General features: G+C 64.5%; 19 protein-coding genes. 10 read left to right on the forward strand and 9 right to left on the reverse strand.

Annotated features, from left to right (window positions below):
- Positions 1-84 precede the first annotated feature (84 nt).
- On the forward strand, positions 85-1,353 hold the full coding sequence (locus ACD584_RS02050; protein WP_162277024.1) for an MFS transporter: 1,269 nt from the start codon (positions 85-87) through the stop codon (positions 1,351-1,353).
- Positions 1,354-1,560: 207 nt separating this feature from the next.
- Here ACD584_RS02050 and ACD584_RS02055 read toward each other — a convergent pair whose 3' ends face one another.
- From ACD584_RS02055 to ACD584_RS02065, 3 genes are all read right to left on the reverse strand, one after another.
- Positions 1,561-2,589, reverse strand: a complete 1,029-nt coding sequence (locus tag ACD584_RS02055; protein ID WP_076037424.1) for a nuclease — start codon at positions 2,587-2,589, stop codon at positions 1,561-1,563.
- 68 nt (positions 2,590-2,657) lie between these two features.
- A complete protein-coding gene (locus tag ACD584_RS02060; protein ID WP_228438003.1) occupies positions 2,658-3,914 on the reverse strand; it encodes a TonB-dependent receptor domain-containing protein in 1,257 nt (418 codons plus the stop codon).
- 12 nt (positions 3,915-3,926) lie between these two features.
- A complete protein-coding gene (locus ACD584_RS02065; RefSeq protein ID WP_076037422.1) occupies positions 3,927-5,183 on the reverse strand; it encodes a TonB-dependent siderophore receptor in 1,257 nt (418 codons plus the stop codon).
- A gap of 613 nt (positions 5,184-5,796) precedes the next feature.
- Here ACD584_RS02065 and ACD584_RS02070 point away from each other — a divergent pair.
- From ACD584_RS02070 to purU, 5 genes are all read left to right on the forward strand, one after another.
- Positions 5,797-6,678, forward strand: a complete 882-nt coding sequence (locus ACD584_RS02070) for an NAD-dependent protein deacetylase (RefSeq protein WP_076037421.1) — start codon at positions 5,797-5,799, stop codon at positions 6,676-6,678.
- A 48-nt stretch (positions 6,679-6,726) separates the two neighbouring features.
- Positions 6,727-7,857: an NADH:flavin oxidoreductase/NADH oxidase gene (locus tag ACD584_RS02075; protein ID WP_012437089.1), complete on the forward strand. Its 1,131-nt coding sequence runs from the start codon at positions 6,727-6,729 to the stop codon at positions 7,855-7,857.
- A 52-nt stretch (positions 7,858-7,909) separates the two neighbouring features.
- Entirely contained in the window at positions 7,910-8,785 is an 876-nt protein-coding gene (locus tag ACD584_RS02080) for an NAD(P)-dependent oxidoreductase (protein ID WP_076037420.1), read from the forward strand.
- A 355-nt stretch (positions 8,786-9,140) separates the two neighbouring features.
- Positions 9,141-9,533 (forward strand): XVIPCD domain-containing protein, encoded by a 393-nt coding sequence (locus ACD584_RS02085; protein ID WP_011035564.1) that lies wholly within the window; start codon positions 9,141-9,143, stop codon positions 9,531-9,533.
- Between the two features lie 218 nt (positions 9,534-9,751).
- Complete coding sequence (purU, locus tag ACD584_RS02090) at positions 9,752-10,603, forward strand: formyltetrahydrofolate deformylase (RefSeq protein WP_076037419.1); 852 nt, start codon at positions 9,752-9,754, stop codon at positions 10,601-10,603.
- 581 nt (positions 10,604-11,184) lie between these two features.
- Here purU and ACD584_RS02095 read toward each other — a convergent pair.
- The 3 genes from ACD584_RS02095 to ACD584_RS02105 all read right to left on the reverse strand — a co-directional run bounded on the left by ACD584_RS02095 (position 11,185) and on the right by ACD584_RS02105 (position 15,312).
- A complete protein-coding gene (locus tag ACD584_RS02095; RefSeq protein ID WP_175611727.1) occupies positions 11,185-13,140 on the reverse strand; it encodes a choice-of-anchor X domain-containing protein in 1,956 nt (651 codons plus the stop codon).
- A 275-nt stretch (positions 13,141-13,415) separates the two neighbouring features.
- Positions 13,416-14,291: a methylenetetrahydrofolate reductase gene (locus ACD584_RS02100; protein ID WP_175611884.1), complete on the reverse strand. Its 876-nt coding sequence runs from the start codon at positions 14,289-14,291 to the stop codon at positions 13,416-13,418.
- 109 nt (positions 14,292-14,400) lie between these two features.
- On the reverse strand, positions 14,401-15,312 hold the full coding sequence (locus ACD584_RS02105) for a LysR family transcriptional regulator (protein WP_076037417.1): 912 nt from the start codon (positions 15,310-15,312) through the stop codon (positions 14,401-14,403).
- A 97-nt stretch (positions 15,313-15,409) separates the two neighbouring features.
- Between ACD584_RS02105 and msuE the strand changes: the two genes are divergently transcribed.
- The 3 genes from msuE (at position 15,410) to ACD584_RS02120 (ending at position 18,217) form a co-directional block, all read left to right on the forward strand.
- Complete coding sequence (msuE, locus tag ACD584_RS02110) at positions 15,410-16,003, forward strand: FMN reductase (RefSeq protein WP_175611726.1); 594 nt, start codon at positions 15,410-15,412, stop codon at positions 16,001-16,003.
- A gap of 170 nt (positions 16,004-16,173) precedes the next feature.
- Positions 16,174-17,193, forward strand: a complete 1,020-nt coding sequence (locus ACD584_RS02115) for a DUF1852 domain-containing protein (protein WP_076037416.1) — start codon at positions 16,174-16,176, stop codon at positions 17,191-17,193.
- A complete protein-coding gene (locus ACD584_RS02120) occupies positions 17,186-18,217 on the forward strand; it encodes a methionine synthase (protein ID WP_076037415.1) in 1,032 nt (343 codons plus the stop codon). The genes ACD584_RS02115 and ACD584_RS02120 overlap by 8 nt, the downstream gene beginning before the upstream one ends.
- Before the next feature lie 152 nt (positions 18,218-18,369).
- On the opposite strand, the gene ACD584_RS02125 is transcribed toward ACD584_RS02120, so the two are convergent.
- Both ACD584_RS02125 and ACD584_RS02130 read right to left on the reverse strand, forming a co-directional pair.
- A complete protein-coding gene (locus ACD584_RS02125; protein WP_076037414.1) occupies positions 18,370-19,815 on the reverse strand; it encodes an OprO/OprP family phosphate-selective porin in 1,446 nt (481 codons plus the stop codon).
- Between the two features lie 560 nt (positions 19,816-20,375).
- A complete protein-coding gene (locus ACD584_RS02130) occupies positions 20,376-21,263 on the reverse strand; it encodes an SDR family oxidoreductase (RefSeq protein WP_076037413.1) in 888 nt (295 codons plus the stop codon).
- A 134-nt stretch (positions 21,264-21,397) separates the two neighbouring features.
- Here ACD584_RS02130 and ACD584_RS02135 point away from each other — a divergent pair, with 134 nt between their 5' ends.
- Positions 21,398-21,832 (forward strand): helix-turn-helix domain-containing protein, encoded by a 435-nt coding sequence (locus tag ACD584_RS02135; protein ID WP_076037412.1) that lies wholly within the window; start codon positions 21,398-21,400, stop codon positions 21,830-21,832.
- Between the two features lie 235 nt (positions 21,833-22,067).
- Here the strand turns inward: ACD584_RS02135 and xopB are convergent, their stop codons facing one another.
- On the reverse strand, positions 22,068-23,645 hold the full coding sequence (xopB, locus tag ACD584_RS02140; protein WP_076037411.1) for a XopB/HopD1 family type III secretion system effector: 1,578 nt from the start codon (positions 23,643-23,645) through the stop codon (positions 22,068-22,070).
- Between the last annotated feature and the right edge of the window lie 613 nt (positions 23,646-24,258).

Consider the following 24,258-nt stretch of genomic DNA (forward strand, 5'->3'; position numbering starts at 1 on the left):
CATATGGAAGCTGCCACCATCATATATTGGACAGGGGGTGGGCCGGGGCGAATACTCGCCGTCCCACGTCTCGGTTGCGCTCCTGTGTCTTCCTCCGATTGCCGCCCCGGCGCCCTGTCCGCCGCCGCCCTGCCCGCAGACACGCCGGCAACCGGCCGCATCCGCCTGGCGTTGTTCCTGGCCGGCTTTGCCACCTTCTCGCTGCTGTATAGCGTGCAGCCAGTGCTGCCGGAATTTGCCCGCACCTTCGGCGTGGATGCGGCCACGGCCTCGTTGCCGTTGTCGCTGGCGACCGGTGCGCTGGCGATTGCGATCTTCTGTGCCGGCGCGGTGTCGGAAAATCTGGGCCGGCGCGGGCTGATGTTTGTCTCCATCGCGCTGGCCGCGGTGCTCAACCTGATCGCCGCCTTCCTGCCGCACTGGGGCGCGCTGGTGGCGGTGCGCACTTTGTCCGGCATTGCGCTGGGCGGGGTGCCGGCGGTGGCCATGGTCTATCTGGCCGAAGAGTTGCCGGCCAGCAAACTGGGCGCGGCCACCGGGCTGTACGTGGCCGGTAACGCGTTTGGCGGCATGAGCGGGCGCATCGTGATGAGCCTGCTCACCGACCACTACGACTGGCGTACCGCGCTGGCAGTGTTGAGCGTGTTCGACCTGCTGTGCGCGGCGGCGTTCGTGTGGCTGCTGCCGCCCTCGCGTCACTTCGTGCGCCGGCACGGCGTCAACCTGCGCTACCACCTGCGCGCCTGGGGCGGGCATCTGCGCAACCGCCAGTTGTTGTGGCTGTTCTCGATCCCGTTCCTGTTGATGGGCGTGTTCGTCAGCGTCTACAACTACGCCGGGTTCCGCCTGGGCGGCGCGGAATACGGCCTGAGCCAGAGCCAGATCGGCATGATCTTCAGCGCGTACGTGTTCGGCATCGTGTCCTCGTCGGTGGCCGGTGCGGCTTCGGACCGCTTCGGCCGTGGCCCGGTGGTGCTGGCCGGCACGCTCACCGCCGCCGCTGGTGTGGCGTTGACGCTGGCGCATGCCTTGCCGGTGGTGATTGCCGGGGTGGTGTTGCTGACGATCGGGTTTTTCATTGCGCATTCGTCGGCCAGCGCCTGGGTGGGCCGACTGGGCGGTGCGGCGCGTAGCCATGCAGCGTCGTTGTATCTGCTGGCCTACTACAGCGGTGCCAGCCTGGTCGGCGCGGTCAGCGGCTGGTTCTGGCAGCACGGCGGTTGGGGCGCGCTGGTGGCGTTCTGCGGCAGCTTGCTCGCCCTGGCCTTGCTGGCGGCGCAGGTGCTACGCCGCAGTGCGGACGACTCGCGCCCGTACGGGCGCTTTGCGCCACATCCACCGCGCGGGGAATAAGCGCAGCGCTGTCTACGATCGCTAGACGGTTGGTCGGCGTGCTTGCATGTGCTCTGCCGCAAGGTCGGCACTCACGTGCTTGCGGCCTGTGATTGCGCACCTGCGCGCACCGGTTACGCCCGCCATTGCATCCGCGCGCCGCGACGACGTGCAACAACGGCAACCGTGCGTGCCGCATCACGCGCGTGCCGCTAGAACGCGCCTGCGTTACTGCGTTTGCGTTGAAGGCAATGCTGGTGAGCGCGGCGCAGGCGCGCTGCCGGTGCTGGGGTCGTACTGCGGATGTGCCGGATCCATGCTGCGCGGCCCGCGTACGGAAACCGGCTGCAGCGCGCTTTCGCGCCACGCGCGTACCAGCAGATCGCGCAGCATCGCCGCGCCGTCGCCGGCGGTGAGATAGACCATCGCGCGGCCGTCGGTGCGGGAGGTATCATCGAACGCACCGGCCTTTTCCAGGCGATACACCTGCTCGACGCGGCCGGTGCCGATGGCGAGAAAACCCAGCAACTGCTCGAACACATCGCCGTCCTGATGCGCCAATGCCGGCATGCGGGTCAGCAAGTCCTGCGGAGTGAGCGCGATCTTGTCGACGTAGTCGCTCTCGAACTTGCCGTGCACCTTCGGGTCGGTGCTGTAGCCGTGTGGATTGGGTCCCTGCCAGCCATCGTGGTGGATGCTGTCGTGCTGCGGTTGCGCGCCGTCACCGATGTAGTGCGCAAACCAGCTCACCAGGAACGCGCAGGTGCGCTCCAGTTCGCGCGTGTCCTCACCGGCCGCACGTAACGCGCGGATCTGGCGCATGGTGGCAACGATGCGTTCGTAGCCTTCGGTGGCTGCATACGGCAAGGCGCCGGCCCAGCGCACATTCATGCGCTCGGCGGCGGCCGGGTCGCGTTGTGCAAGGCGCCGCTGTTCGTCGTACAAGGCCAGCACGAAGGCATAGCGCGAGCGCGGCGGATTCTGCATGAATGCGAACTGCTCGCGGAACCAGCCGTGGTTGGGATCTTCCTCGATCTTGAGGAACGGCTCGCTTTCGCTGCGCCAGCCATCGGGCAGCACCGCACCATCGGCAATCACCTGCACATGGCGCTTGAGAAACACCGGCCCGTCGTCGGGCAGTGCCTGGATTGCCGCGGTATCGATCGCCGCGTGGGCGCGTTTTCCCCAGGCCAGCGCAGCCGTGGGGGCGAAGCAGGCCGTCAGCAGGACGGCCGCAGCAAGCAGGGAAGGCTTCATATGGATCCTGATTGGGCGCGCGCCGGGCAGGGCCGCGGCGCACGCAAAAGCGGCAGTGGCCGTGCTGCTCAGAAGTGGTAGGTCACCACCAGCCGGGTGTTGCGCTCGTAGATCGGGCGCCCGTAGATGGGTTCGCGCGTGCCTTGCCCGGAGATGGTGTCGGTGCGCGGGTTGCCTTCGGTCAGCGCGAAGGTGTTGGTGAGGTTGTCCACCGCCAGCTGCACATCCCACGGCCCGTTGCGCACCAGGATGTTGGCCGCCAGCGTGTGATAGGCGGCCAGTTCGGTGGTGTTTTCCAGGTCGGCGTAGCGCTTGCCTACGTAGGCGTAGCGCAGCGAGGTTTCCCAATCGAACGCCCCGGTGCTGAACAGCAGCGTGGGCCCGACGTTGCCATAGAGCTTGGGCTGGCGGTTGGGCATGTTGCCGTCCACATCGACCACCGCCACCGCGCCATTGGCCACCACTTCGGTCAGGTCGGAGACCTTGGTGTCGTTGTAGGTGACATTGGCATCCAGGCGCAGCCACTGCGCCGGCGTCCATACCGCGGCCACTTCCACGCCCGGGTTGGTGACGCTGCCACGGTAATCCTTGGACTCGGCTGCACCGGTCAACGGATTCACTGCGCTGGTGCCGATGTTGTACGGGTCGTACTTGGTGTAGAAGGCGGTGGCGAACACATCCAGCGTGGCGAAGTTGAGCTTGGTGCCCAGTTCGTACTGTTCGGCGGTGGGGATGTTGACGTTGCCTTCGTTGGCGCCCTCGCTGGGCGCGCGGTGCGCACGCGAGGCGCGGCCGTAAACACCGACAATCGGGGTGAGGTCGTAGTTGAAGCCCGCCGTCCAGTTGGTCACGCCCACATCCAGCGCGGTCTGCGTGCGGGCACCGGTGAACAGCCGTGCGGCATCGTCGGCCAGCGTTGCGGGCATGCCCAACGTGCCGGTGGTGCGGGCCATGGCCCAGGCGCGGTAGCGATAGCGCTCGTGGCGCACGCCGCCTTCCAGCCGCAGCTTGTCGGTCACCTGCCAGGTATCGGCGATGTAGGGCGCCAACATGCTGGTGTAGGCCTTGCCCTGGGTGCGGTCGGCGCCGTAGATCACCACGCCGTCCTGGGTGACGCCGCCGACAACCGCACCGTTGGCGTCATAGCCGAGCAGGTCGATGCTGCGCGGGTTCTGGCGCATCTCAAAGAGGTAGCTTTGATAGCGCGAGTTGTAGGAACGCGCGTAATAGGCGCCATACAGGCCCAGCGTGATGTCGTGGGTATCGCCGCCCCAGTCGAAGCTGCGGTGCAGGCGCAGATCGTCGGCGATGGAATCGGCGCGCACATCCATCGCACGTTACTGGCCCTGGATCACCAGCCCGTCGGTGCTGGCCGGATCGAAGCGGCTGCCATCGTCGGTGTACACGTAGCCCAGCCGTGTCAGGCCCGGAAACGCTGCGCTTGCGGCCGCACGGCGGCTGTTCGCATAGGCGGTGGCATCCTGCGGCGCGTTGCTGGAATACAGCGCGTCGAAGGTCATGTCCAGGCGATTGACCACCGCCTTGTTGGACAGGCTCCAGCCGTTGTCGAACGCCAGGTCCAGGTTCGCGCCCAGATGATTGAACTTCATGTGGCGGCCATCGGAGAGATCGCGCGCCTCGCGTTGCGGCTGGCCATTGGCATCGCTGGAAATGAGCGTGGCGTGCTGCAGTTGCGGCGCGCTCAAGGTGCCGGTGAAGCGGTCGATCAACGGGTCCAGCGACCGCGTGGTGTTGCGCGGGTCATACAGCGGGATCGGCATGTAGAACGCGTTCTTGTCGTCCAGATGCTTGGCGGTGAAGGTGATCTTGCCGTGGTCCAGCGTGTGCGTGAGGTTCATGCGGAACTGGCCGCCCTCATCGGCAGGAAAGCCCACATCCCGGTAACCATCGTTGCGGCGCACGAAGCCGCCGGCGGCCAAGTACCAGTCCTGCGCCAGCTTGCCCGACCAGTAGCCATCGAGCCGGTACAGGCCGGTATCGCCCACGGTGGTGCGCACTGCGCCTTCGGGCGTGTCGCCGCCCTGGCGGGTGACGAAGTTGACGATGGCCGCGGCATTGGAGGCGAAGATCGGCGAGGGCCCGCCGCGCACGGTCTCCACCGATTCGACCATCACGTCTGGCCGCACTAGCCCTTCGGTCTTGTAGAAGTAGCCGTTGTTGTCCGGATATGGGCTGATACCGTCCTCCTGGATCACCGCGAACGAGCCTTCATCGGGGATGCCACGGATGCGGTACACGTTCTGCACTTCGCCGCCGGTGGATTCGGCGTAAATGCCCGGCATCGAACCGATCAGGCTGGTGAGGTTGAGCGGCGCCAGTTTGTCGATCTGTTCGGCGGTCATCGAGGTGATCGCATAGGACGCTTCGAACTGGCTCTGTGCCTGGCCGGCACCGGTGACGATCATGCGGTCGAGCGAAAAGATGCCGTCGTCGGCCGCACGTGCCGGCGGTGACGCGGTGGTCTGCTGCGCCAGCGCCGGGCCGGCAAGCGTGGAGGCAAGTGCGAGGGACAGGCAAAGACACAGCGGGGCGCGACGCAGTCCGGAGGCGATCCGGATGTCGGTGGTTGGCATGGCGGGCATGGGCGAGCGGGGGAGCGCGTCACTTTCGCGATGTCATATTGCAGATGCGTTGCGTGTGCGGCAGATCACGCAAAAACGCCGATGCAGTGCGTGGAACTGTGACGTGTGCAGACTTTACTTCGCTCTGTCATCGGCGCGTCCTGCGCTCGCATCGGCTGCGGCGTTGCACTTTGCATCAGTGATGGTGGCGTTCGCCAAGACGGTTGAAACGCAAGATTTAGCGTGCAGGTAGAGGTGAACGCCGCGCCTCACGCGCGCAGCGTGCAACCAGGAGACGAGCGCAACCGCGATGCAGGCAGATGCGCCTGTGCTTGGAATCGCACCACGCACCCCAATTGAAAGGCCATCTCCCGTGGCGTCTTTGCATCGTGAACCGCTCTGCGTCATCCCCCGCCCCATGCACCGCGTTACTGCGCGCGTCCGTGGCAACGTGGAGCATGAAGGACAGGCCTGCCCGCATGTGCAACCAGCACCTGCGCGCAGCGTGCAGGCCACGGCCGTGGCACCAGCCAGCTTTCACCGCAGCGCCTGAACGTGTTGCACCGCTACAGGCACGCACGCGGGCGTTGTTGCACAGTGACCACACCATGACCGGAGTTGCACGATGACTGTTGCGATCACGCAGACCGGCCCGGCGCTGCAGGAGTTCATCGAGCGCCACCAGCGCTTGTTCGTGCTCAGCGGCGCGGGCTGCAGCACTGATTCTGGCATTCCCGATTACCGCGATCTGCAGGGCGGCTGGAAGCGCCCGCAACCGGTGACCTTCCAGGCGTTCATGGGCGAGCTGTCCACGCGCCAGCGCTATTGGGCGCGCAGCCTGGTGGGCTGGCCGCGCTTCGGCCTGGCGCGGCCCAACGCCACCCATCACGCCCTGGCCGCGTTGGAAGCGCGCGGGCAACTGGAGTTGCTGCTCACCCAGAACGTGGACCGCCTGCATCAGGCCGCCGGCAGCCAGGCGGTGATCGATCTGCACGGCCGGCTCGATGTGGTGCGTTGCATGGGCTGCGAACAACGCATGCCGCGCACCGAGTTCCAGTTGCTGCTGGAGCGCGACAACCCCGGCTGGGCCGACCTGGAGGCCGCACAGGCGCCCGATGGCGATGCCGACCTGGACAGCGTGGCCTTCGACAGTTTCGTGGTGCCGGCGTGCCCGGCGTGCGGCGGCGTGCTCAAGCCGGATGTGGTGTTCTTCGGCGAGAACGTGCCGCGCGAGCGCGTGGAGCGCGCCTTTGCGCATCTGCAGGCCGCCGATGCGGTGCTGGTGGTGGGGTCTTCGTTGATGGTGTATTCCGGCTTCCGTTTCGTGCAGGCCGCCGCACGTGCAGGCCTGCCGATCGCCGCGCTCAACTTCGGGCGCACCCGTGCCGACGACCTGCTCAGCCTGAAGGTGGAGCAATCCTGCGCGCAGGCGCTGGCGTTCCTGCAACAGCCGCCGGACCCCCTGCACACGGCCACCGCCAGGTACCACAGTGCGCGTTCGGCATGACGCAGTGATCCATCGCAGCGGTTGTGCCCACGCGCGTGGCGCAGTGCAATGGGCATCCCTACGTCGCGTGTGGATGTCGCCTTGAGCCAGTTGTTCACCCCCATCAATTTTGGTCCGCTTGCGCTCGCCAACCGCATTGTGATCGCGCCGATGTGCCAGTACTCCGCACAGGACGGCCGCGCCACCGACTGGCATCGCATCCACCTGGGCACGCTGTCGCAATCCGGTGCCGCGCTGTTGATCCTGGAAGCGGCCGCGGTGCAGCCGCAGGGCCGTATCTCCTACGCCGACCTGGGCCTGTACGACGACGCCACCGAGCAGGCGCTGGGCGAGGTGCTGGCATCGGTACGGCGCTGGTCGCCGATGCCGATCGGCATCCAGTTGGCACATGCCGGGCGCAAGGCCTCCACCGATCTGCCGTGGAAGGGCGGCGAGGCGATTGCCCCCGACCACGCCAATGGCTGGCAGACCGTGTCCGCCTCGGCACTGCCGTTCCGCGACGGCCAGCCGCTGCCGCAGGCCCTGGACGCCGCCGGCATCGATGCGGTGGTGGAGGCCTTCGTGACCGCGGCCAAACGTGCCGAACGTCTGGGGCTGCAGCTGATCGAACTGCATGCCGCGCACGGGTACCTGATGCATCAGTTCCTGTCGCCGCTGAGCAACCAGCGCAGCGATGCGTACGGCGGCTCGCTGGACAACCGCATGCGACTGACGCTGCGCATCTTCGATGCGGTACGCGCTGCGGTGTCTGACCAGATGGCCATCGGCGTGCGCATCTCGGCCACCGACTGGGTGGATGGCGGCTGGGACCTGCCGCAGAGCATTGCGTTGTCCAAGGCGCTGGATGCGCGGGGTGCGCACTACATCCACGTGTCCAGTGGCGGGCTGGACCCGCGCCAGCAGATTCCGGTGCAGGCGAGCTACCAGATTCCGTTTGCCGAGGCGATCCGCGCGCAGGTGGACACGCCGGTGATCGGCGTGGGCCTGATCACCGAGCCGCAACAGGCCGAAGCGATCCTGCGCGATGGCCAGGCCGATGCGATCGCACTGGCGCGCGGCATCCTCTACGACCCGCGCTGGCCGTGGCATGCTGCCGCCGCGCTGGGCGCATCGGTCACCCCGGCGCCGCAGTACCAGCGCTGCGAACCGCGCGAAGCGCGTGGCGTGTTCGCCAGCTGACACGCGCACAACCGACCATGGACCGATCATCTCGACCAAGCAGAGGGCATGCATGCCAATAGGATTTCTGGGGCTGGGCACGATGGGCCTGCCGATGGCGCACAACCTGCTGCGCGGCGGCTTTGAACTGACGGTATGGAACCGCTCGCCGGCACGTGCGCAGCCGCTGCGTGAGGCCGGTGCACACTTGGTGGAGCAGCCGCAGCAGGCCGCGCACGGCCCACTGCTGTTTTCGATGCTGGCCGACGACGCCGCGGTGCGGCAGACGGTGCTCGAGGGCGGCGTGCTGGATGCGCTGCCGGCCGGCAGCGTGCACGTCAACATGGCCACCATCTCGGTGGCGCTGGCGCACGAGTTGACCGCACTGCATGCCGAGCGGGGCGTGGCCTACGTCGCCGCCCCGGTGCTTGGCCGCGTGGAGGTGGCCGAAGCGGGCAAGCTCAACATCCTGGCCGCCGGCGACGACGCCGCGCTTGCCCGCGTGCAGCCGATGTTCGATGTGCTGGGCCAGCAGACCTGGCAGATTGGCAGCGCGCCCGAGCAGGCCAACGCAGTAAAGCTGGCCGCCAACTTCTGCCTGGCCAGTGCGATCGGCGCGATGGCCGAAGCCAGCGCGATGGCGCGTGGGCATGGCGTGGATGCCACGCAGTTTTTGGGCATGCTCACCAGCACCTTGTTCGCTGCGCCCGCGTACCAGGGCTACGGCAAGCTGATCATGCAGCGCCAATACACGCCTGCCGGCTTCACTGCCACCCTGGGCCGCAAGGATGTGGATCTGGCGATCCAGGCCGGCGCGGCGCGACAGGTGCCGATGCCGCTGGGCGAGCTGCTGCGCAGCGGCCTGGACGAGGCAATTGCGCACGGCGATGGCAACGCCGACTGGGCGGTGCTGGCCGAGGTCTCCGCACGCCGCGCAGGGCAGGCCTAACACCGCCGGCGCGTGTGACTGCTGCAGTCGCGCGCGCTGTTCGCAGTGGCATCGTGTGCGAGCGGTGCCGTGCAGCACGGTGTGGCTACGACGGCACGCGACTCAAGCACACGCGCTGCGCCAACCGCCTTCAACGACATGCGCATCAGGCGCCCGCGTTGCGCATCTTGCGGGGTGCCCGCAGGCATGACGCCTGGTGCGACGTGGCTGGCTTGAGGCCTGGCAGGCAAGCGGCTAAGGTGCCTGCTCGTAACAGCCGCCGCTCCAGGGAGGATGCGATGCGACACCCCAACATCAGGCCCGGTTCGACCGTGCACACCACGCGCACATCGGCCCACGCCGGTGGTGGCGCACGATGACCAGCGCACCGGTCATCCATCAGGGCCCAGTCGGCCCGGACCATCCCGAGCATCCGGACCATCACCTGTTCTCACAGATCCAGGAAGCGGTGAGCGTGCTGGACACCGAACTGGGTAAACCTACCGACGAGGCCAGCATGCGCATGGCCGCGCGGCTGCTACCGCTGGCCAAGCAGCATGGCTTCGACCAGGTGGATCTGGTGGTGCTCAGCCGCCATCTCGGCGAGGTGGGCGAAAACGTGTTCCTCGTGCGTGGCGCCCTGGACGACCCGGCGCATCTGCGCGCCCACATCACCACCCAGGAAGCGATGGAGACCTCGGTCGACGCCTCGCTTGCGCAGCTGGACGAAATCAACCGGCGGCTGATGCTGCGCCTGCCGCCGCGCTGATCCTCATCGTCAGTGGCATGCGCACCGCGTTCTGCGATGCATGCCACCAGCGCAACACCTGCGATGCGTTGGTCAGCGGATCTGCATGCATGGCGAGCACAGTGCCACGGTGCAGAGCTGCAGTGCGGCTGTCCCAACGGTTGCACCGCGGCGCAACGTAAAAGTTACCGACGCAAGCACTGCGCCAGCGGTGTCATCCATTGGCTATCATCTCGCCGATGCGCTCTGACTACATCCTCACCCTGTCCTGCCCCGACCGTACCGGCATCGTCTATCGCGTGACCGGGCTGTTGTTCGATCTTGCCTGCAATATTCTCGACGCCCAGCAATTCGGCGACGACGAGAGCGGACGGTTTTTCCTGCGCGTGCATTTCGACAAGCCGCCGCGAACCGACATCGCGCAGCTGGAGCAACAGTTTTCACAGCTGGCCGCCAGTTTCGAAATGACCTGGCAGCTGCACGATGCGCGCCGCCGCGCGCGGCTGCTGGTGCTGGTGAGCAAGCAGGGCCACTGCCTCAACGATCTGCTGTTCCGCATGCATAGCCGGCAGTTGCCGGTGGATATCGTGGCGGTAGTCTCCAACCATGCCGACTTCGCACCGCTGGCGGCGTCCTACGGCATCGCCTTCCACCATCTGCCGGTGAGCGCAGACACGCGCGCCGAACAGGAAACGCAGCTGCTGGCGCTGGTCGAGCGCCTGCAGGTGGACCTGGTGGTGCTGGCGCGCTACATGCAGATCCTTTCGCCTGCACTGTGCCGCGCATTGGCCGGGCGTGCGATCAACATCCACCACAGCTTCCTGCCCAGTTTCAAGGGCGCCCAGCCGTATCACCAGGCGCACGCGCGCGGGGTCAAGATCATCGGCGCCACCGCGCACTACGTCACCGAAGACCTGGACGAAGGCCCGATCATCGAACAGGACGTCGCCCGCGTGGACCACGCCATGACCCCGCGCGACCTGGTGCGCCTGGGCAGCGACACCGAATCGCTGGTGCTGGCACGCGCGGTACGCCGCCATGTCGAACACCGCATCGTGCTCAACGGGCACCGTACGGTGGTGTTTCGCTAGCGGAGCGCTGCAAGCTCGCAACTGCAGCTGTCTCTCACCGCAGCTGCAGGCGCATCCTGTGGAAGCTCGGTGGCGGCATCCATGCAACCACACGGTCCCGCAAGCGTGAGGGCGCCGCACCAAAAAGGAGTCCGCCGCGAGGTAACAGCGGGCCATCGCTAATTACATTGGTTTGCCGTATGGGTCACAACTACAAGAGAGCGAATCAGAAGAACGGCGTGCGCTTCTAGCACCATGCGCACCGACACCCGCGACTGGTCCTTGCCCGCTCACCGTCGCGGGACCTTACGCGGCATGGATGCCGCGTAAGAGCTTACAAGGACTTACTTGCAGCGTGTCCCGCGATGGTGAGCGGGCAAGCGCCCTGCAGCAAACCCGCAGATCATTCGCTCAAAAAAAACCAACCAATCCACACCGTTCAACACCTCTCAAGGCAACCAAGAGCGGTGAACGCAGGCGTTGTGTAGGGCCTCGCCTAAGCAAGAGAAAACTGACTGCACGCAACACGCTACGTGGTCCCACGCATGCTGCAATGGCCGACACAAACGCCGGCCATCGCAGTGCACACCGCTAAACCCACATCACTTCGCCGCGTTGGCGTTCATCACCGCATTGCGGCTGGCATCCAGGTATTGCGCCGGGTCGCGCATGCCGGTGGTGTGGCATTGCCCGGTGGTGTGCCCCCGGTTTACGCCGCCCGGCAGCTGCGCGTTGGCCTGCTCCACGGTACCGTCTTCGGGGTCGTTCAAGACCAGGTCCGAGGCGGCGTTGCAGTAGTCGTTGGTGTACCAGTTGGTCTTGGCGAACGAGGTTGTGTAGTAGTTGACCTTGGCGCGCGCATCGGCGGGAATGCCGGCCAGCCAGGCCTTGGCGCCGTCGTAGGTGAGGTCGGTGTTGCTGCCGCACCCGACGCCGAACCACGAACCTACTGCAGCCAGAATGCCGGAGAGGTTGGTGCCCTGGTATGGCGTGCCAACCGACTGCATCACGCGCCCACCGGCGGCGTTATCCAGCCCGCTCCAGTAGTAGGTGTATAGATGCAGCGCGGCCATGCCGCCCTGGCTGTGCGCCACCGTGGCGAACGAGGACCACTGGCTGGCAAACTGCGCCAAGCGTTGCGCGAACTGATCGTTGCTGCGGTTCTGCTTGGCATCGATAAACGACGACGCGTTGCTGAACTGCGCTTCCGGCCACACGCCGTTGGAGCAGTACCCATGCACCAGCACCAGCCGCGATCCGGCCGCCTGCGGTTGCGCCAGTGCACTGGCAGTGGCCAGCGTGCGCGGGCGTGGCCCCATGCGCATGCTTTCGTCGATGCCGGCCGTGGTGCGCGCAATACTCGCCCGGCGCAGTGCAGGTAATTGCAGCGGCAGCGTGTCGGCCTGCGCCAGCGGGATGTAATGGTCCGGGTCTTCAATGCGCAGGCTGCGCAGCGTGAACGGTGCGCGCGCACCGGCACGCGCCACCCAGCGCTCGTCCAGGCTCAACGGCAGCTGGCCTTGCTGCGGCGTGAGCATGCCGCCGATCCAGGCCACCGGAATCTGCTTGCCCTTGGCATCGGTACCCCACACCTGACCGAACACGCGGTAATGCGTGGGCGCCTGCCCGCGTGCGGCGATCGGCAGCCCGATACTCAGGCGCGTGCCGTCCGCGGCGCGCGCGCTGAGCGCGGTGCCGAGCAGGCGCACAGAGGTGTCCAGCACGGGTAACACGTGCTCGCTGGTCCGCACGAACGGCTGCCCGGCCTGGTCGCGGCCATGCACGATCACCTGTGCGATCCAGGTGCCGGCACTGGTCGGCTGAAAGCTGCCGCCATACACGCCATCGCCGGCAGCGCCGTCGTCGTGCTTGCCGTCATCGGCCATCGCAAACGTGCGCGCCGTGCCCTGTGGATCGAGCACGCGCAGGCTGGCCTGATCGATCTGCCCGGCCTGGCCAGCCAATAAGCCCGCGCCTTGTGCATCGCTGCCGCTGAGCAGCGCATTGAGCGTCAGCGACTGGCCCACCTGCTGGTGGCGATGCCGTGGATAGGAGGCCAGCTGCGTGCGCGGGTCGCCTTCCATCAACACATAGCCACGTTGCGCCGTGGGCGAGGCCGACTGCAGCGTCAGCGACCACACACCGTTCTGCGCAGCGTCCACTGCATAGCGCATGCCGCTGGTGCCGCTGTCGGCACTGCCGAGCTGTGTACGTTGTGCTTGCAGTTGCGGCGCTGCTGCGGCGCGCGCGCCGGCAACGCGCGGTGCGGCCACGGCCGCGTCCCACTGCTGGTCACCGGCCAGCACCATGAAACGCAGGTGGCCGTTTTCCACCGGCAGGCTGCCTTGCCAGCGTGCGCTGGCACCGGCCGGTGCAAGCTCCACCGGCAGTAATGCGCTTTTCGAAAGGATGGCCGATTCCGCCGGATCGGGCGCGCGCATCTGCGCGAACTCTTCTGGCGGGCCGGCTAATTGTTTGGGCTGTAGCTCGGCCGCGCCCAGGGGCGCGGCGATGAGCGAGAGGGCGCACGACAACGACAACAGCGACGGCGTATGCATGGCAACAGCGCTCCTTGGAGTTGCAAAGTGATGCGCTGCGATCGAACACAGCGGCATCGGATGCAGCGCCCCCTCGCTGCGACTCGGAGTCGGTTATACCCCGCACGCATGACAGTGCCGCTGTGCGCTGCAACACCTCACGCGCAACAAACAACCCTGCCGAAATAAAAAGTACAGAGTGTGATCCAGGTCGTGGACCTGCGATTTTTCGCACCTGCAGGCCGCAGAAAACCAGAGGTTTGCGGTTGATGGCGAACCCCGAAACTTGGCGGGTGTCAGTCCGCCAGGGGACGCGCGCTGCGGTGGCGGTACTGCTCAACCCACGCGACAGACTGTGCGATGCCGCCGAATGGATAGAAATGCAGGCTGACATTTCCATGCGCTGGGGTAAGGCCGGCGGTGAGCCGATCCACAAAGCGATCCGGCCCCGCAGTCCCGAACAGCTTGCCGAGCGAGATGCCGTACTTGGAGAGCATCGATGCACACGCGCCAACACCGCACCGTGCGGCATAGCGTGCGAGCACTGCGACGCCCGCAGGACCTGGCACGCCCACACGCACAGGATGGGCAATGCCACGCGCGCGCAGCGCGTCCAACCACGTCAGCACAGTGTCGGCATCGAACGCGAATTGGGTGACGATCAGCGGCGCCATGCCACGCTCGGCAATGCTGCGGCACTTGCGTTCCAGCACATCCCACTGCGCGCTTGCAGGCATGCTCGGGTGCCCTTCCGGATGTCCTGCCACGCCGATGGCCTTGATGCCCGAGCGCTCAAACACGCCTGTCTCGATCAGCGACACGCTATCGGAAAACAGCCCAACCGCAGACCGCGCATCACCCGCAATCACCAGGCAGCGTTCAACGCCGGCGTCATCGACGGCGCGCCTGACGAACGCCTGTAGCGCGTCCAGCGAGGCCATGCGGCGCGCGGACAGGTGCGGCATAGGCGCGAAGCCGAGGGCGCGCACCCTCTGTGCGGCGGCCAGTCGCGCCTCGTCGTTCTGGCTGGGCAGGTAGGGAATGAACATGCTTGAGCCACGCATGATCTTTGGCGCTGCTGCAGTCAGCGCCGCCATGTCGTGTGCGCCGACCTCCAACGAATAGGCATCGGTGATGGTGGCGGCGCGGCTGGGTGGATCCGGGGACATCAACGGCGGCGCCGTCCTGTGGTGGTGAGTGGTCGGCTCGCGCACATCAGCGTTCGTGCGTGGAGGCGGCCATGCAACACGTGCGCCTGGGCGGTGGTGTCCATCAGTGGAGTCACGGCGCAGTGCCGCTGCCATTGCCATTGCCAGGCTGGCGCGCCAGTTCGATAAAGGCGCGCAGGTAGTCGATGGCGATATCTGCCTCGCGCGCGCCCAGGAAAATTTGCTTGGCGATGCCGCGTGCACCCAGCCGAACCGGCACCACGTCCATCCTGGCGGCATATTCCTCCACCAGCCAGCGCGGCATGGCGGCCACGCCGCGGCCACTGGCCACCATCTGCATCATGATGTCGGTGGTTTCGATGGCTTTGTGGCGCCTGGGCGTGACACCGGCCGGCAGCAGGAACTGGCTATAGATATCCAACCGCTCCAGGTCCACCGGATAGCTGATGAGCACCTCGCGTGTCAGCTGCGGCGGCGTGACGTAGGCGGCCGACGCCAGCGCATGACCGCTGGCCACCACAAGCACCTGCTCGTAGTCGAATACCGGCTCGAAGCGCAGCCCGGGCTTGTACAGCGGGTCGGGCGTGACCAGCAGATCGATCTCGTAGCCGAACAGGGCGCCAATGCCGCCGAACTGGAACTTCTGTTTGACGTCCACATCCACATCCGGCCACGTGGCCAGATAGGGCGCCACCAGTTTGAGCAGCCACTGGTAGCAGGGATGGCATTCCATGCCGATGCGCAGCGCACCGCGTTCGCCCTGCGCGAACTGCCCCAGGCGCTCTTCGGCCAGATCCAGTTGCGGCAGCACCCGGTTGGCCACCGCCAGCAAATATTGGCCAGCCTGGGTCAGCCGCAAGCTGCGCCCCTCGCGCAGCCAGACATCGGTGCCCAGCTGCTGCTCCAGCTTTTTCATGCTGTGGCTCAGCGCCGACTGGGTCAGGTTCAACACGCCTGCGGCGGCCGTCAGCGAGCCCTGCTGCTCGACCTGCTGGACGATGGAGAGATGGATGCGCTCAAGCATTCAGATGATCCGAGTTCATGGATTGTTGAAATAACACCATTTTACTTCATCGAATGCGAGCCCTAGCATCGGGGTTCGTCGTTTTAAGGCCATCTGCATGACTGTCAACGTGCCACACCCACTCCGCATCGTTGCGGTGTCCGGCGGGATGCAACGGCCCTCCAAGGCGGCCGCCCTGGCCGAGCACCTGCTGACCTTGATCGCCACGCAGGTGCCATGCGAACAGCATCTGGTGGAACTCGGGGCATTGGCACCGCAGTTCGCGGGTGCACTCTGGCGCTCCCAGCTGCCCGCAACGGTGGAGCAGGAACTGGTCGCGGTGGAGCAGGCCGACGTGCTGGTGGTGACCACACCGGTGTATCGCGGCTCCTTCACCGGGTTGTTCAAGCACTTCTTCGACTTCGTCCATCAAGATGCCTTGATCGACACGCCCGTCCTGTTGGCGGCCACCGGTGGCAGCGAGCGGCATGCGTTGGTGATCGACCACCAGCTGCGGCCGCTTTTCAGTTTCTTCCAGGCACGCACGTTGCCGCTGGGCGTCTACGCAACCGACCGGGATTTTCTGGACTATCGCGTGCACAACGAGGCCCTGGCCGAACGCGCCAGGCTAGCGGTGCAGCGGGCATTGCCGCTGATCGCAGTGACGCGGCAGGCAAGCGCCATCGCAAAAGAAAACGTGGCCGCGGCTTGAGGGCCACCCGCCCACGGGCGCCTGGCTTGCCACCACGCCGCTGGCGGGCCACCGGGTCCGTTGGCGGATTGCTTGCCGATCCGGTGTCCCGGCCCCCATCCAGCCAGCATCAACCGCTGCGCTGAAAACGGCGTTTCGTATTGATTTCGAGAACAAGGCGTCAGTGTGCAATGACTCAAGAATTGACCTTCAGCATCAAGAGCCTCCGCTTCGATGAGGAGTACCGTCCCGCGGCCAATACGCGCAACACGACGAATTTTGCCAACCTGGCCAGAGGGCAGCGGCGTCAGGAGAATTTGCGCAACACGCTGGCGATGATCAACAACCGCTTCAACGAGCTGGCGCATTGGGATAACCCCACGCGTGACCGCTACGCTGTCGAACTCGACATCATCTCTGTCGAGATGAAGATCGGCGAGCGCGACACAGGCGATGCATTCCCGTTGATCGAGATATTGCAGCCCAGCATCCTCGATCAAACAACCGGCGCGCGCATCGACGGCATCGCAGGGAATAATTTTTCCTCCTATGTGCGCGACTACGATTTCAGCGTGCTGCTGCCAGCGCACAATCAGGACGCGTCCAACTTTAGCCTGCCGGCGGAGTTCGGCAGCCTGCATGGCAAGCTGTTCAAGCACTTCGTGCACTCGGACGCCTACAAGGCGCGGTTCACCAAGCCGCCGGTCATCTGCATCAGCGTCTCCAGCAGCAAGGTCTATCACCGCACCGGAAACCAGCACCCCATCCTGGGCATCGAATACAGGCAGGACGAAGGTTCATTGACGGATCGGTATTTCGAGAAGATGGGCCTGCAGGTGCGTTATTTCATGCCTCCCAACAGCGTCGCCCCATTGGCGTTTTACTTTCTCGGCGACCTGCTGAACGACTACACCAATCTCGAGCTGATCGGCACCATCAGCACCATGGAGACGTTCCAGAAGATTTACCGGCCAGAGATCTACAACGCCAATTCCGCAGCAGGGGCCATCTACCAGCCGAGCCTGAAGCATCAGGATTACTCCGCCACCCAGATCGTCTACGACCGGCAAGAGCGCAGCCAGCTCGCGGTGACGCAGGGCAAATTTACCCAGGAGCATTTCATCAAGCCCTACGGGGACATTCTTGAGCAGTGGGCCTCCAGCCACGCTTTCTCGTCAACACCAACGCAAGACATCGCCCATCATGAATAAGCTGCTCCCCACCTCCACCGCCGGTAGCCTGCCCAAGCCGTCCTGGCTCGCGCAGCCCGAGAAACTCTGGTCGCCCTGGAAGCTGCAGGACGAGGAACTGACCGAAGGCAAGCAGGACGCGTTGCGCCTGTCGCTGCAGGAACAGCAGCACGCCGGCATCGATATCGTCAGCGACGGCGAGCAGACCCGCCAGCATTTCGTCACCACCTTCATCGAACACCTCAGCGGCGTCGATTTCGAAAAGCGCGAGACCGTGCGGATCCGCAATCGCTATGACGCCAGCGTCCCGACCGTTGTTGGCGCAGTGAGCCGACCCAAGCCCGTCTTCGTGGACGATGCCAAGTTCCTGCGCCAGCAAACCCGGCAGCCGATCAAATGGGCCCTGCCCGGCCCCATGACGATGATCGACACCCTCTTTGACGCGCACTACAAAAGCCGCGAAAAGCTGGCCTGGGAATTTGCAAAGATTCTCAATCAGGAAGCCAAAGAACTCGAAGCGGCCGGCGTGGACATCATCCAGTTCGACGAGCCGGCCTTCAATGTTTTCTTCGATGAGGTCAACGACTGGGGCGTTGCCACGCTTGAACGAGCGATCGAAGGGCTCACCTGCGAGACCGCCGTCCATATCTGCTATGGCTACGGCATCAAGGCCAATACCGACTGGAAGCAGACCCTGGGGTCGGAGTGGCGTCAGTACGAAGAGTCGTTCCCCAAGCTGCAGACATCCAATATCGACATCATCTCGCTGGAGTGCCACAACTCGCATGTGCCGATCGATCTGATCGAACTCGTTCGCGGCAAGAAGGTGATGGTCGGTGCCATCGACGTGGCGAGCAACACGATCGAAACACCGCAGGAGGTGGCCGATACGCTGCGCAAAGCGCTTCGGTTTGTCGACGCCGACAAGCTCTACCCGTCCACCAACTGCGGGATGGCGCCGCTCGCCCGCCACGTTGCACGAGGCAAGCTCAGTGCCCTCAGTGCAGGCGCAGACATCATTCGCGCAGAACTGTCGGCGCGGTAGCGCGCTGATGCTTGCGTAGATCAGCGGCCGAAGGAATGCGGGCCGATGCGAACGCTATCCCGCCGCTGCAACGGGCGACCGAGACCGGCACCGCACTAACAAACAAGCCCCCGCATGCGGGGGCTTGTTTGTCTTCCATCGGGTTGCAGCGATCAATAATTGACCTGCAACTGCAGCCGCAGCAGATCGCCTTCCACCACCGGATACGGCGCAGTGGTGACGTCGGTGCGCTTCATCTTCGAATACGCGAAGACCAGTTCCAACGCATCCATCGGTTGCCACTCGACACCGGCTTCCACTTCGTCCAGGCGCATGCGCGGCGCATTGGTGTCGAACTTGGAACCGCCGCGGTAGGTCTGCCACTTCAGGTACGGCAGCAGCGTGCCGTAGTTGAAGTCGTGCTTGAACATCGCCTGCACGTAACCGCCGCTCAGCGAACGGGTACGGATACGCCGCTGCGCGACATCCAGCTCCGGGCCGCGGCCCACTGTCCACTCGGCCTGCAGGCCGAACGGTTGCGGGTAGTAAATGATGTGCGCGGCCACGCGTTGGTCGGTGTAGCCGTTCGGGTCGGTGATGGCGGGGGTGAAACTGCGGCCGCCGATATTCACCGCAGCCGCAGTCGGCACGAAACGTCCGCTGTAGGCATCGGCGCCCACTTCCAGATACTGGCCGTTAGCGAACTTGAACGGATAGGTGGCGTGCACCACCGCATGCATGCCGTCGTTGCGTTCGGCGCGGTTGGCGCCCTGGCCGTTGTACACACCGGCACCGAGCACGCCGTAATCGCCCGAGCCCTTCAGGCCCGACTTGACCAGATCCTGGAAGCGGCCCTTGGCCACGGTGGGGCTGTAATAGAACACCGCACCGATATCGCGTTCGTCGCGCAGGCCGGAGTTGAGCGCGTCGGCGCGATCCAGCGTGAGACGGTTCTGGCTGGACTGCAGGTTTTCCCAGCCGTACGGCATCTTCGACTGGCCCACACGCACGCGGTATTCGCGCTTCTTGTCGAAGTAGATATCGGCATACGCATCGCGCAGCTGCGCGAAGTTGGAGGTGGTCGAACCGGTCGGCGTGCTCGCAAAGTCCGGCTGGAAGTACAGCGACACATGCTCGTTGAGATCGCCGCTCAGCACCAGACGCGCACGCCGGATGCCCAGGCTCTGGTCGTTGCCGATAAAGCGGTCGCCGGGCGCACGCAGGTCCTGCGCGTCGCCGCCGATGCCCTGGTTGTAGCGGATCTGGGTGTAGCCGCGCAGGCTCAGCTTGTCGTACCACTTCTTGCCAGCTTCGCCGGGCTTGGCCGGCGCTGCTGCCGGCACGGGTGCAGGTGCGGTCTGGGCGATGGCGGTGTCGGCGGCCACTGGCGCGGCGGGCGGTGGCGGCAATGCCGGTGCAGCAGGCAGTGCCGAGGCCGGCAGCTTGCCGTTCTCGTCCACCTGCACGAACTTGCCCAGCTTGTCGCGCCCCGGTGCCGGCTCGGCGAAGATCTGCTTGGTCTTGCGGTCGACGTACAGCTCCAGCTCTGCAGCCAGCGTACTGCCACTGGCGGTCGCGCTGAGGGCGCACAGAACGGTGGCGAGATTGCGTTTTTTCATGGGTCCGGCTCGTGCAAGGGAAACGGGTCGGCGGCAGCGTCAGGCCTGCGGCTGCCCCCAACCGGGGCGGCGAACATGGCGTCCGAGCGCCTGCCAGGCGCCCAGGTCGTCCTGACGTAGCGGCAATGGCAGCAGTTATATTTAGATTTGATGTCAGTTTGGTGACATCGACCGCGCCTGCGTACGCATACCTGTGTCAGCAGCGTGTCCGGCTGATGTCAGTTATGCGACGCGCGGGAGGCGAACCCATCAGCACGCAATGTGAGGTGCAGGGCGTTTTTGCAGCGCTCTTGTTGCCGCCGCGCGTCCTCAAGTCTGCAGTTCCACTGGCAGGCAGCCACGCCATGAGGCGGATAGTGATGCAGGGCGGAAGGCGCGCGCCGCGTACGGCAACCGCGCCGCTGTCGTCGTCTTCCCGAACAGCGGTGGGCGAGGGGACGAATGGATCAAAACGCGGCGAAGGCGGGTCAGAGCCCGCCGTCGTCTGATCAAACACCCTGGCGTATCGCCGAGCAGGTGCTGGTCAACGCATGTCGACCAGCACCGTGCCGACGCCCGACTCAGGCCGCCGGTGCCGCCTTCAGCGCCGCAGCCACCGCATCGTGCAGCGAGGTGGTCGGGCGGCCGATCAGCTGGCTCAGCGTGTGGCTGTCGTCGAACAGGCTGCCGCCGCGCGAGGACGCCGAGCACTGCGCCAGCACCTGGGCGAACGGAGCCGGCAAGCCGATCTGCACCAGCGCCGCCGCATAGTCGGCTTCGGGCAGATCGTGATAGGCCACTGGCTTGCCGGACTGCTGCGCCAGCTCGGCGGCATAGTCGGCCATGGTGAAGGCGGTATCGCCGGCCAGCTCGTAGACCTTGCCGGCCTGCGGTGTGTCGGCGGCCAGCACCGCTGCGGCGGCGGCGGCATAGTCGGCGCGCGTGGCCGCACTGATCCTGCCCTCGCCGGCGCTGCCGATCACCGCGCCATGCGCCACTTCGGCCGCGAGCGAGCCGGTGTAGTTCTCGGTGTACCAGCCATTGCGCAGCAGCACATGCGGCACGCCGCTCTCGCGCAGCAGCGCTTCGGTGGCCACATGCTCGTCGGCCAGCGACAGCGTGCTGCTGTCGGCGTGCAGCACGCTCGTATAGGCCAGCAATTCCACGCCGGCACGCTTGGCCGCCTCGATCACGTTGCGGTGCTGCGGCACGCGTTCGCCCACCGCATTGGACGACACCAGCAGCACGCGGCCCACCCCGGCGAAGGCCTCATCCAGGCTCTGCGGGTCTGCATAGTCGGCGCGACGCACGCTGATGTCGCGTTTTGCGAACTTTGCGAGTGACGCAGTATCGCGGGCCGTTGCTACGATGCGTGCCGCTGGCACACGCTCTAGCAAGGCTTCGACGACCAACGCGCCTAACTGGCCGCTGGCGCCGGTGACGAGGATCAGGGGGGACGTGTGTGCCATGGTGAACTCCAGTTGGTATTGATAAGAGGTGTGGTCTACTATCTAGACTCTAGGTCCGCGCACTCATTATCAGGGCCGTTCGATCCTCCACAAGGAGGCAGTTTTCTTCCCCCTGGTTACCGTGAGATACCCCCGTGAACGCGATTGCTCTGTTTCCACCGCCGCCGTCCCTGCAAGGCATGCCCTTCGACGCCACCAAGTGCCCGGTGCGCGATGTGCTCGATCAGATCGGCGACAAATGGACCATGCTGATCCTGCTGACGTTGATCCCCGGGCCCTCCCGCTTCAGCGCCATCCAGCGTGCCGTGCCGGACATCTCCAAGCGGATGCTGACCCAGACCCTGCGCAACCTCGAGCGCAACGGCATGATCACCCGCAAGGTCTACGCCACCAAGCCGCCCAGCGTGGAATATGCATTGTCCAAGCTTGGCGTGGCGCTGCTCGGCCCGATCTCGCAGTTGCTCAACTGGGCAGGCGAAAACCATGCAGCTATTCGCTCCGCACGCGAACGCTTCGATCATGCGCAGCAGGCGGTCGTCGCGCTGGATGCCGACGAAGCGATGGCGTAAGCGCTGTCAACCCAAGGTTGGGCCGAGTTGCAAACAACTTGGTAGCACGCCTTGAGATGCCTAGCACAACCATTTGCAGTTGTTGTGCTAGGTACTCTACCGCTCTTGTTGGATTAGGCAGCAGGCAACGGCGCTGACTTCGCCAGCGCCGTGCATCCCTCGAAGCTGCGGAGCGAGGTCTCCCAATGACCCATCCAACCACTATCGCAACCCTGGCTATCCCGTGGATTACGGCTCAGGGTGCGGGTTGGTGCGATGTATCAGACACAGCCAGGTCCTGATACGGAATACGTTCGGCCAAAGGAGTTTCGCCATATCCAAGTTTACGGGCCAGGGCGGGAAGGGCCTCGAAGCTTGCATTCATGCCTTTGACAATCGCGGTTCCTACATGACGAAGGAACTCGCTCCTGGGAGCCAAAATCTGATGCAACTCTTCTGCGGTAATTTCCCGTGCCCCGCTTTCCATGTGCTCGCTTGCTCGCGTCAGAATGGTTTGCACAACGCGCGCGTGCTTGGCATTGTCGGATTCGAATAGCCCAGGAACATGCACGCGTCCGCCAAGCGCCAGCGCGTTCAGAGCGATGGCTTCGATCGGATTGAAGACGGCGCTCCGGAAGATACGTAGCACCTTTTCCGAGAGCAATCCTGTGGCTTTGTCGCTGGCGATCAGCGGGATCATCCCGACAATGGATGCCAGCCCCATAGACTTGACAGCGGTGCTTTCGCCGGGGGCAATATCGAGCGCATGGCGCGTCATCTGCTCAATCGCCTCCTCCGGGCCCATGTTCTCGCCGGGATGCGCCATCACGCCATCCTTAATGCTCTGGAACAATCCAGCACGCATCAACTCTTCGCTTTCCTTGACTTCGGGTGGAATGCCCGAAGCAGCGCCAAAAATGGCCGCTTCGGTTGTCGTCGTATTGGCCGCAAGATCACCTAATCCTGATTTAAAGCCTGCGTACTGCAAGACGTTATTGGGGAATGACACAACTGAAGAGATGGCACCGGCTTTCATCGCCTTGGGGAGTAGGTCGCGCATGGACCAGTCCTCACCCTTCATCCCCTTGATGATTGCGAGCACACACATGGTGTCCATGGTCTCGATTATCAAAGGCGGCACTGAATCGATCCCGGCCAATTGCAGAGCATACTGACTGGGCGAGAAATTTTTGCCGAAGATGGCTTTTTTCAACAGTTCCGAAGCGCCGAGTTCCCATGCGGAGCCGAGCATGCTGCTGACGCCAATGCTACCGGCCAGGCCGCCGAGCTGAAACTCTTTCTTGGTCGCCACATGTAGCAATTCCTGTGCACCCAGACGAACCTGGAGGTCCTCGTCCCCTTTGAGTTTCTGGTTGATGAACGCCGACAGGACATCGTCATTGGACATGACATTCGGGGCGCACGAGGCGAGGAACGCTTTCGCGCTGATCTGGCTGCCATCTGCCATCTCGATCAACGCGTTTGAACCAAATGCTGCAGAACCCTGCTCAATTGCCTTAAGCAACAAGGGGATATGAATGTCAGCATTGATTTGCTCAGCTGTCCGCTCTGACGAGTCGGCGGCGGGCATCAGTTGCGCCGTTTCCACCGTGAATGCGTCCTTGAACTCCTCAAGCGCTTTCTCCGGGTCTCGACGCGACGCCATCTCTAGTCGGACCCCCTCAATGCTCGCGGCCTGTGACGGGAATGGCTGGTCAGCCTGTGCGAAAGATAACAACGCGTGCACGACCGGGTTGTCAGAAACAAGTCGGCCCGACTCCCTGCGCACCGAGCCGACATGCCCGGGTTTTTGAAAAGCCGCTAACGAGGTCATTAGTGGGGTTTCCAATCCATTGTTATCAGTGCGGCCGGATCCTTGCCCGGCAGCCTCTGGGCTAGCTGGCCGGAGGCTTACACCGCGCCGCTGCGGGGGCCTGGTGGTTGGCAGCCTGCTGTCTTCGGACTGACGGTAGACGCTATGGTTAAGCTGCGCGTCAGGTGCCAAACCCGAGTTATTATCCGTGCCAGATTCAGGTTGGCGTATGTGATCGAGTGACGACAAGGAATGGGATCGTGCAAGCACTGCCTTCATATTGTTCACCTTATGGAAAATTCATCAGGTTTGGGTAACGCAAATACAGCTTGTGGCGAGACCTTCCCAGCCCAGATGGAGAAAGCCATTCCGTAACACCAGATGTTTGGCATGGACCTTCTTATTTTTACTGGAAGAGCCGCGTTGATGCGCTGTTTCATGATTAAAAATGAGGCGGGATCTTGGCCAATGAGCGCTATGCTTGGCCGCGGGTCAGAATTTAATTGACCGTCCAACCACCTCCGGTTAACAAATGCGGTAAATCGTCTAGCCTATATGGAGATCTCCAATATAATAAAAGTGACATCGATCTAATGTCGGCATATTCTGACTGGTCAGCGGAGCTGGATGGCGC

The organism is Xanthomonas sp. NCPPB 2922 (assembly GCF_041520885.1).
Lineage (GTDB): Bacteria > Pseudomonadota > Gammaproteobacteria > Xanthomonadales > Xanthomonadaceae > Xanthomonas > Xanthomonas campestris.